Here is a 9,750-nt window from a genome sequence, read left to right as displayed (position 1 = left end):
GTGGTGAAGACCGGTTACAACGCGGCATTCGCCCTGCTGATGCCCCTGATCATTCTGGGTGCAATCTACAGCGGTATCGCGACACCCACGGAAGCAGCGGCCATCGCGGTTATCTATGCGATCCCGGTGGGCCTGTTTATCTATAAGGGAATGTCGCTACAGAGCCTGGGCGCAGTAACCGTGCGTGCAGTAACCATGACCGGTTCTATCATGGCCGTGTTGTTCTTCCTGTTCATCATGAGCCGCGCGATGATTCTGGAGCAGGTTCCACGCGACCTGGCACAGGCACTGTTAACGGTCTCTGACAACACGTATGTGCTGTTGCTACTGATCAACCTGCTGTTGCTGTTGATCGGCATGATCGTGGATGACATCTCCGGCAGTGTATTGGCGGCGATTATCTTCCTGCCAATCATCAACGAGCTGGGTATCGACCCGATCCACTTCGCAGCCGTCGTCGGTGTTAACCTGGGCTTGGGTAACGTATCACCGCCATGTGCGCCGATGCTCTATATGGCGGGCGGGGTAAGCAAGTTGTCGCTAGATCGCTATATCGGGCCAACCCTGAAATTCCTCTGCTTCGGCCACCTTCCGATGGTGTTCCTGGTGACCTTCGTCCCAGAGCTGTCGCTGTTCCTGCCGAAGCTTCTGATGGGGTATTAAGGAAACCACGAACAAGCCTTGTCAGCGCGTGAAACCCTGCGCATAGAAGGTTTGTTCATCCTAATCACTCACCACGCTCTTTACCGTTCGTTTAGATACATCCGTTTTGCCCCTGCTAGCAGGGGCTTTTTTATGCTTCTTCAGTATTCAAATAACGTGACTTGGATTCTCTATCAAGCAACATCAACTTGCGCTTTTCACGGTGCCACAACTCCATAAAGTCACGCGTGATCTTATTCTGAATATCCCACGCCTGTTCTGACGGACAGAACACTGTAAAGCACGCCTGATCATCACCATTCTGGTTGGTGAAGATATAGAGTGACGGTGCTGGCCCTGAGATTTTTACGTCCAGACGTTTTTCGATCAGTGCGTTATACCGATTGGCCACTTCGTAGAAATCTTCACAATGCTGTGCCGCACGTTCCAGCAACTCTTCTTCAATCGTAAACAGATTCACACCCGGCTCGCGGGTAATTGTGAAACTGTGAGTCGCGTAACGTTTCAGGAAGTTAAGGTTCTTGATCGTATTCAGGAGCAACATATTGTTCGGTACAAACAACGTTTTCCCCGTGTGACTGTACGATTCGATATCCACTTCCAACAGCGTCAGTTTGGCCCAGTCAGTTTCAGTCACCTCACCTGCATACTTGCCGACCTGTATCCAGTCACCCACCTGAAACGGGCGCGCCGACACAATGTAAATAAACCCGATAATGCACTGGATGAACTCACGTGTAGCAACAACAAACGCTACCACAAACGCCGCTACCGACAGTGCAAACTGCTGCAGCTCTGCAGCCCAGAACATAAACACGCAAACAACAACGGTCAGGTTGATCAGGTTTTTAACCACGTTAACTAGGTAACGTTTATCTTCCCCTTTAGCCTTACCGCGTCGCTTGATCACCTCAGCAACTTTCAGCTTAAGCAGGTAAACCAACAACACAAACACAACGGTTGTGATCAGTTTGTGCTCCAACAGTAACTGCTTGATTGCAGCAATAAACTCCATATCAGGCATCCGCCTATACTCCAAAACTGAAGAGACCGGCTCTCCTGCCGGTCTCTGAATACAATTACATAGTCGTTCTTAAAAGATCATTTCGACGAACTAGGCGTCTTCGATCACGGGACGAAAACAGACTCGCCCCAAACTTATCCAGATCGGCCCTAGCAGAAGCGAGAGCGATATCACCGACAACGCCAACTGATACCCCGAGTTGGTGATAATCGCTGCCTGCAAACCAACCGCCGCCAACACAAAACTGAATTCTCCGATCTGTGCCAACACCGCGCCACCGTAAAAACTTTCCCGCCACGCATAACCCAGCCCGCGCAGAATAAGTCCGTTTACCAGGGTACCAACGATAAATACCGCAACCACTACAAGACTTACCTGCCACCAGTGTTTGGCAACAAAGTCCAGATCCACACTCATGCCAACAGCAAGGAAGAACAGTGCGACAAACACGACCTTAAACGTCTCCAGTTTATGGTGCACCCACTGGGTTTCCCGTGCAGCCGAGACTAGCATACCACCGATAAAAGCGCCCAACGCGGTCGACAATTCGAGTACGCCGGTCAGCAGCGCCAAACCAAAACAGATCGCCAGCGCCGCAAACACCTGAAGTTCGTGGTCAGACCGGATATGTTCACCAAACGGCAGCTTCATCTGCCGCCCACTAAAAATCCAAATCAGCAAACCACCCATCAGCACGACACCAATCAACTGCATCGACAGCGAGTGCATGTCCACTTGTTGACCACCAAACAAACCGATCACGATCAACATCGGGATTACCAACAGATCCTGCACCAACAATACGCCGAGCATATCCTGACCAAAGCCGGTACTTAACTCATTACGATCCTGCAATAGCCGGATAACAACCGCCGAGCTGGAAAGACTGACAACAAAGGTAAGCAACGCAATACGCGCCCAACTCCAGTCGAACATTACACCAATGGCTGCCACCGGCAGAAAACAGAAGATGATCTGCAAAAGCGTACCGACTACCGGTATGCGCCAGCGCGATTTCAGCTTTTCCGGTACCACTTCCATACCGACAAAAAACAGCAACAGCACGACACCTAACGCACCTAGACGGTGGATCAGTTCTGCATCAGAAATCAGTGCGAGGCCGTGCGGCCCAATCAACACGCCCGCCAGTAGATATGCAATGATTTGCGGCTGGCCTAAAAACTTTAAAACACCACCTACCAGCAACATCAGAAAGATGGTGCCAACCATGGTTGGTAGTACAGGATCCATATGCATGCGGAATCCTCGGAATCCCTTTTTATATCTATATAAAGAATGAGTTATAAATCTACAGCCAACCCAAACGTTTTATCAGCCATACCTGTCCGACCAATATACCGAGAATCAACATCAGCAATAGCCAGAACGCCTGCGGTGACGTCTCCCAGGGAAAGCTGATGTTCATACCCAAAAAGCCCGTGAGAAAGCTCAGTGGCAGAAACAGGAATGTTACCAACGACAACAGGTACAAGGTGCGTGTTGTACGTTCGTTTAAGCTACTGCGCACCTCATCCTGAAAGATCATCAAGCGACTGATCGACATCTCAACCTCTTCCAGGCTCATTTGCAATTCGTTGGCCAGTTCTCGCCAGTCGGAATGCAACTCCACGTCACTGGTGATATCCCGCTGTTGGCGCAACTGCGACAACACAATACGCTGTGGCTGCAGATAACGCTGTAACTCGCCCGCGCGTTTACGCGCCATACTGATTTCATCAACCGGAGGTTTACCTCGGTCAAGCAGATCTTCGATTTCAGAGACCAACTCGGTCAGCCCGTAGACCTCTTCATTAATCTCTTCCTGAATCCAGCGCAATAAAGACGTGAGCAACTGTGCGGGCTCAAAACAGGTATCCGATAAGCCAATTTTGGTGCGAATCTGCCTTAATACCTCAGTCTCGTAATGGCAGAGACTGAAGATCCTTTTTCGATCAATGAGCAAACGTAACGAAACCAGCCGTTGTGCTTCTTCTGCGGCTTGGGCATTGATGATACGTAAGATAAGAACCAAATTGCCGTGTTCATCCGTAAACGAACGCGGTCGAGTATTCTCAGTGAGCACGGCCTGGCAACTGCTTTCAGGCAGATCCGCAGAGTGCTTAAGCCATTCAGCGGCCTCTGGGTCATTCCAGTCCAGCTCCAGCCAGAATGGGTCCCGTGACTGTATTTGTTGCGAGAGCTGCGCATACTGCTCAACTCGCTGGCTTTGACATCCCGGACGCACGATCCGAGCGTAGGTGGTCGTTGGGGTGGGAGGGGGTGTTGCCATGGTTGTCTCCTCAGTATGCCACAGCGTGATGCACTATATTACACCTGAGGAGACAACAATCTAATCCTCAGGCCATATCATTAAAGTAGTCGTCGTATATCTCTCGCTCTAAACGACGACGTTCCAGACGGTCTTCAATATCACGTCGGTGATCCCGAGATTTGCGTCCCTTAGCGCGTATAGGCTCGCCCTCGTCATCACCCCAAATGTCATCCAGATCACTGCTGCGGCTTGTACTCTGCCCGCGTCCGTTTTTCCGGCGTGCACCTTTCTGCTCTGAATAATCCTCAGACCAATCGTCGTAATCGGAAGTGTAATCTTCCAAATCTATTTTGCTCATTTCTCGACTCTCATCGAACATACAAACAACAAAGAAAAACCGGAGCGGCGTTAGTGCCGCTCCAGACATGGCTCAGGCAACCGCTGTATTTCGATTGGCTGAATCTGTCATTAAACCAACACGTGCAGTCGGTTTAATGGACGAAACCAGATAATCCAGAATATCGGATACCGGCTCTGGATTACTTAAGCCTTCGGGTACATAAACCGGTGGGTGGATGATCTCGCGCGCAATTAGCTCATTGAGAATTGGCAGATAATCAAATCCGGTTTTACCCACGAACAGGCTGCTGATATCACAACTTTTATGCAGCCTTAACGCTTCACTTACCCCGCGCAGATACAAGTAGTCCTTGGTAAAGCCACCACTGCGGTGCACCCGAACAGCGAGCTTAAAGGCGCCCCCCTCAGACATCTTCTCTTCCTCGAGCAGATAGCTATAGGTGTGCCTGAAGTCGCCGTATTTGAGCATCTCTTTCACCGCCAACACACGCAGGGCCAGACCTTTCAGGCGCTCCAACGACATGTTTCCGCTGTGGTACTCGTTCAGGATCGCGAGCCCTTCCTGGGTCATAGTGTTGCCCGGCAAGCCAAGCGAAAACACCTTCAAGGGCTGCATCGCAGCGTTTAAAGTGGTCGCCATGTGCACCCCCAACTCGTGATGCGTCAAGGCAGCCATTTCAGTTTCCGTGAAGCGTGCATGTTTGTTTACATACAGTGTGCGTTTGCTATTGGAAACCATCGCAGACGCAACCAGTTTTCCGGACAGCTCAACTTTACAGTGCATCCCCCAGTCACTCGCCCGTTGCCGGAAATACTCCGCCGCCTGAGCAGCACCGATCTCCACCTCGGACATCGGACCGTGAGAAGCCGCATGCAACAGGAATCGCGCGTTGGCTTCATCTTCCAGGCTTGGCTCACCATAGTATTTAAGCGAGCTATACACGAACTGCGGACTACCCGCACTTACCAGCAAATCGATCTTACTGGACAGCCCATCGATCACCTGGCAGTACATCTGCTGTACACCGGGATCTCGAATGGTATCGACCGGCAGCCGATAGAGTTGTTCGCGAAACGCGTACGGGTCTATCGCCAACGGTTTGTATTTAAACTGCGGCTGGTAGTTACCTTTACGGGCAAAAAATCGTCTCTTTTCCTGCTGTATGTTGATCGGGTTGATATAGTGAAGCGTTTCCAACCCGCGCGCCAAACGGTATAACTCGCGGTCCACCGCAACAGTTGCCGGATCAAGCTGAGACGAAAGCATATCCAGGCGACGGGTACGCGATTTCCGTGTATGCCGCCGGGAGAAAAACGCGCCCGTATCAGTGAGGCAGTGTTTCATCCCCTCCTTCAGCTCATTGAGCAGCAACCGAAACGGCTCGCCCGTCAGCTCATCCATGAAGACCTTCTTCACTTCGCATGGCAACACAAGCGTATTTTCATAACGACTGTTTACGTGCGCGATCAGGTAACCCCGCCCATAGAACACTTCGTCGTATGCCGCTCGTACCGGCGTGTTGGTCAACGCTATTTTGCCCAATCCACGTTTGAACCGGTCGACCACAGGCCCCCAGCGATCCAGATCGATCTGCTCGGTCCCAAGGTTAAACGTTGGCGGATCACCATCCCGGCGCTTGTGGTTATACGAGTGAACATCGAACACCACACAGGCGCCAAAACGCTTTTCCAACTGGGCGACCAGCGCATCCAGTACGGCATAAAATGCTTTATGTTTGGACACGCTCAGTTTGCGCTGCGCCGATGACAGCGGTTTATTCCAAACGTTTTTGCCCCACGCCTTCTTGTAAATGCAGGTTGCTACCGGACGGTTAAGGTCATACTCGTAACGCGAATCCCGTCCTATAAGCGTGATTGGCATCGCGTCAATCAGTTCAGAGGTAAACGGATCTTCCTCGTACAGACGCTCCTCTTCCGTCAGCGCGCAGTAGCTTTCCAAAGAACTGCGAAAGTTATGCCCATCGTGTACAGCGGTACAGATCGCCGGTGTGTAATCGTCGATTTTGAGGCTGAATGAGCCGTCGGAAGATTCACACTCGAACGTTTCTCCAGCCGAAATCAGCTCGAGAATGCGGCGTTCAGATAGCTTCTGCATCTTCGATTACCTTGCGGAAAGTGCTTTTACGCTCAATAACCCGTTCTTTTGCAGACACTACGTTCTCCACAAAATCGATCACTGGGACCTGCAACTTAACTCGGTTCAAACGGTTGATACGGGTAATTCCGCCGGGGCTGAGTACGTTCACTTCGATCAATTTTCCGTTGATCACATCCAGTCCTGCGAAGTAGAGACCATCACGTACCAGCTGAGGTCCAATTGCACGACACAATTCTTTCTCTTCCTTGGACAATTGATGCTTCACTTCTTTACCACCTGCGTGAATGTTTGAACGTACATCATCACCAGAAGGCACGCGGCGCATCGCACCGATGGGTTCACCATTCAGCATCAGGATACGCACATCGCCCTTCTCAGCACCGGAAACGTACTCCTGCAGGATCACGTAGTTCCCCTGATCTCCCGAGCCGATGTAAAAGTCCAGTAACGAGCGGAAGTTCTGGCGCGCGCTCTTCTCAATCACGATCACACCTTGACCACCGAAGCCATTCAGCGGCTTCATGATCATCTTGCCCGATGGCGAGTCACGCAGCACGTGTTCCAGGTATTCACGATTTTTGGATACATGCGTTGCCGGGATAAACCGGCTGGCATCACCGCTGAACGATGCCGGATACAGTTTGTTATTAGCAATGCGCAAGCCATCAATGTCGTTCATGATGAACGTGTCATTGCGCACCGAATCCAGAAAGTTCAGTGCCACCGTATCCAATGGCGGGTTGGCCCGCATGATGATCGCATCGAATCCTGCCAGTGGCAGTTTGCAGCGCTTGAACTCTGCCCGACGGTAGAAAGCCGGGATATTACTCGTCAGTTTGTCTGTCTTTCTCAGTACGTTACAAAACGCGTGCGCCACGCTGTCGCGAATTGTCAGACTGTTTGGCGTCGTGATCGCCACCGTATGACCACGAGAGGCAGCCTCGTGAATCATGCGCAAAGTCGTATCAGTCTCTGGGGAAACACGCTCCCACGGGTACATCAGAAAGCAAATTTTCAAGCCACTGCTCCATGCTGACCATTTTTATGGTCAATTTCGATTAGAATATCTAATGGTTAAATTTCAGGTATAAAAAAGCAGCTAAAGAACGGATATCAATCGGTTCTGTTAGCTGCTTTATCAGGTGTATTTGGTGTTGAACGTCAACCTAACATCAGACAGCTTCGCACAGGTACGATTGATCCAAGTGCTGCTCGGCACTACATGATCGTCTGTAACTGAATAACTGACTGTTCATCTCAGAATCTCGGTTAAACACTGAATTTACGGGTAATACAGGGAAATCACGTATTACGGATTGTTACTGCCGGTTCGCTAGAAGGGCCAAATCGCTATCGCTTAGTTCGCTAGCGATCTGCCATACCTTGTGTTAACTCACACATTTTTAACTACAGGTATATCATTGTCTGTCGGCTATTAGAGTGTGTGCCATGCAGACTGAATAGAATCTAGCCATCCAATTTTTGTGGATTATTAGGCTAAGCCGCAGTACTGTAAAACAATAGTTTTTCATTGTTTCGAACAAATTTTTTTATGGATATCGGACTACTCAGAACGTTCCTGGAAGTCTCGCGCACTCGCCACTTTGGCAAAGCGGCACAGAACCTTTACCTAACCCAGTCAGCCGTTAGTTTTCGCATTAAGCAGCTGGAAGATTTAGTGGGTGTGCCGTTGTTCACCCGCCAGCGCAATAACATCATGCTGACACCTTCGGGTGAGCGACTCATCCAACATGCAGAGAATATTCTGGCAGCCTGGCAGCTTGCACTGCAGGATGTAGGGGTGGCCGAACAACAGGAGTCACAGCTCATACTGGGGGGCATCTCCAATCTATGGGATACCTTCCTGCAGTCAATCCTGCCGCAGCTGGCAGCAGATTTTCCCAGCATCTCGATCCGAACCGAGATCAATTCCCACCTGGAGCTCACACGCTCATTGATTGCCGGGCGGCTGGACATCGCTGTCGTGATCGACCCACCTACTCTGGCTGAACTGGAAACGGTGCGTATCGGTAAGATCGAACTGGTGCTTGTGTGTGATAAACCTGGCGCCAAGGTGAGCGATGCGGAAGAGATCGGTTACGTATTTGTCGACTGGGGCACCGCCTTCAACCTGAAACACGCCAAGCTGTTCAAGAAGCCCGTCGCACCGATCTTGCATACGGAGCAAAGCCAGATTGCGTTGGAGTTCCTGATCACCTACGGCGGAATGGCTTTTCTACCCAAGGCATTGGTCGCCTCTTATATTGAGGATGGGAAGTTACATATGGTGGGCGGCTCTCGACCTGCCAGTCGAAACGTGTATGCGGTGATGTCTAAAAGTGCAGCGCGCAAGTCGGAACTTACCGCCATCATAGACAAGTTGTGTGAGCTGGAACTGCGTCCACAAGCTAATTTGCAGCCATCTTAGAAACCTGCGAACCACAGAGCACAAGTTGACGCAGATCACTTGCGGAGCCTTAGCAGAGGCTCCAATACCCCTGTTTCCCTTGATATAGACCCCATTAAGTCTATTTTTTAATCATTAGTACACTCAAAGCATTCCTCCCCTTTTGCGGATGAGTAGTTGCTTCTATTCATTCTTCCAACATTAAAATGGAGATTGTCATGCCTAAGACTATCTCGCTTCATCACGCATCCAAGGCTCTGGGACTCGCCCTGGTTCTGACAACATCCTTCAGCATTAACAGCGCCATCGCCGAGGAAGAGCTGATTGGTTCTGATGAATTCCGTACTTCCTGTGTGGTCTGTCACGGTGTCGGCGGTAAAGGTGATGGCCCAATGGCGCAGTACCTTACGGTTAAGCCCGCCGACCTGACACAGCTTGCCAAGAACAATAAGGGTGAATACCCCACCAAAGCAGGTGAATATCCGTTTTATCGTGTCTTCCAAGTCATTGATGGACGCACACTGGTTTCAGCCCACGGTGATCGTGCAATGCCTGTTTGGGGAGATCGTTATCAGATGGAAGCAGGAGATAAGTATGGCCCAATGGGTAGCGAGCAGGTGATACGCGCCAGGATTCTGGAGCTTGTTTACTACATCCAGATGATTCAGGAACGTTGATTGGTTAGAGGGAGTAGAAACAAAAAAAGCAGACCTCAACTTGCGCTGAGATCTGCCAAATGGGGGCAAAGAGAGGAGCTTGCGTAAAACTCCTTGGTCCCGAGAATGCCCTTAGTACTCTTCACGCCTGACTCTGGAGCGATGAAGAACACACGATGGACCAGTCAGAGCACGGGGTGAACCGGGCCGGAGCTACACGGCCCGGTTCGAGTTTGGTTGGGCACTGGG

9 protein-coding genes are annotated in these 9,750 nt (G+C 50.7%); 3 read left to right on the top strand and 6 right to left on the bottom strand.

What is annotated here, in order from left to right; genetic code table 11:
• Window positions 1-663: TRAP transporter large permease subunit (locus QKW35_RS20475; RefSeq protein WP_282356129.1), on the top strand; the 663-nt coding region annotated here is incomplete at its 5' end.
• A gap of 130 nt (window positions 664-793) precedes the next feature.
• On the opposite strand, the gene QKW35_RS20470 is transcribed toward QKW35_RS20475, so the two are convergent.
• From QKW35_RS20470 to gshB, 6 genes are all read right to left on the bottom strand, one after another.
• Window positions 794-1,687 carry a mechanosensitive ion channel family protein gene (locus QKW35_RS20470; RefSeq protein WP_282356128.1) on the bottom strand — a complete coding sequence of 298 codons (894 nt, stop codon included), beginning with the start codon at window positions 1,685-1,687 and terminating at the stop codon, window positions 794-796.
• 90 nt (window positions 1,688-1,777) lie between these two features.
• A complete protein-coding gene (locus QKW35_RS20465) occupies window positions 1,778-2,938 on the bottom strand; it encodes a cation:proton antiporter (protein WP_282356126.1) in 1,161 nt (386 codons plus the stop codon).
• Window positions 2,939-2,996: 58 nt separating this feature from the next.
• Window positions 2,997-3,977 (bottom strand): CorA family divalent cation transporter, encoded by a 981-nt coding sequence (locus QKW35_RS20460; RefSeq protein ID WP_282356124.1) that lies wholly within the window; start codon window positions 3,975-3,977, stop codon window positions 2,997-2,999.
• Between the two features lie 67 nt (window positions 3,978-4,044).
• Window positions 4,045-4,317, bottom strand: coding sequence for a PA3496 family putative envelope integrity protein (locus QKW35_RS20455; RefSeq protein WP_282356122.1), 273 nt, complete (start codon window positions 4,315-4,317; stop codon window positions 4,045-4,047).
• Window positions 4,318-4,389: 72 nt separating this feature from the next.
• Window positions 4,390-6,435 (bottom strand): flavohemoglobin expression-modulating QEGLA motif protein, encoded by a 2,046-nt coding sequence (locus tag QKW35_RS20450; RefSeq protein ID WP_282356121.1) that lies wholly within the window; start codon window positions 6,433-6,435, stop codon window positions 4,390-4,392.
• Window positions 6,419-7,456, bottom strand: a complete 1,038-nt coding sequence (gene gshB / locus QKW35_RS20445) for a glutathione synthase (protein ID WP_282356119.1) — start codon at window positions 7,454-7,456, stop codon at window positions 6,419-6,421. The genes QKW35_RS20450 and gshB overlap by 17 nt, the downstream gene beginning before the upstream one ends.
• Before the next feature lie 534 nt (window positions 7,457-7,990).
• On the opposite strand from gshB, the gene QKW35_RS20440 reads away from it, so the two are divergent.
• Window positions 7,991-8,866 (top strand): LysR family transcriptional regulator, encoded by an 876-nt coding sequence (locus QKW35_RS20440; protein ID WP_282356117.1) that lies wholly within the window; start codon window positions 7,991-7,993, stop codon window positions 8,864-8,866.
• A 197-nt stretch (window positions 8,867-9,063) separates the two neighbouring features.
• Window positions 9,064-9,522 carry a c-type cytochrome gene (locus tag QKW35_RS20435; protein WP_282356115.1) on the top strand — a complete coding sequence of 153 codons (459 nt, stop codon included), beginning with the start codon at window positions 9,064-9,066 and terminating at the stop codon, window positions 9,520-9,522.
• The last annotated feature ends 228 nt before the right edge of the window (window positions 9,523-9,750 follow it).

Source organism: Pontibacterium granulatum (assembly GCF_029961155.1).
Classification (GTDB): domain Bacteria; phylum Pseudomonadota; class Gammaproteobacteria; order Pseudomonadales; family Balneatricaceae; genus Pontibacterium; species Pontibacterium granulatum.
The sequence above is the reverse complement of the archived record's forward strand: the minus strand, read 5'-3'. Positions and strand labels throughout refer to the sequence as shown.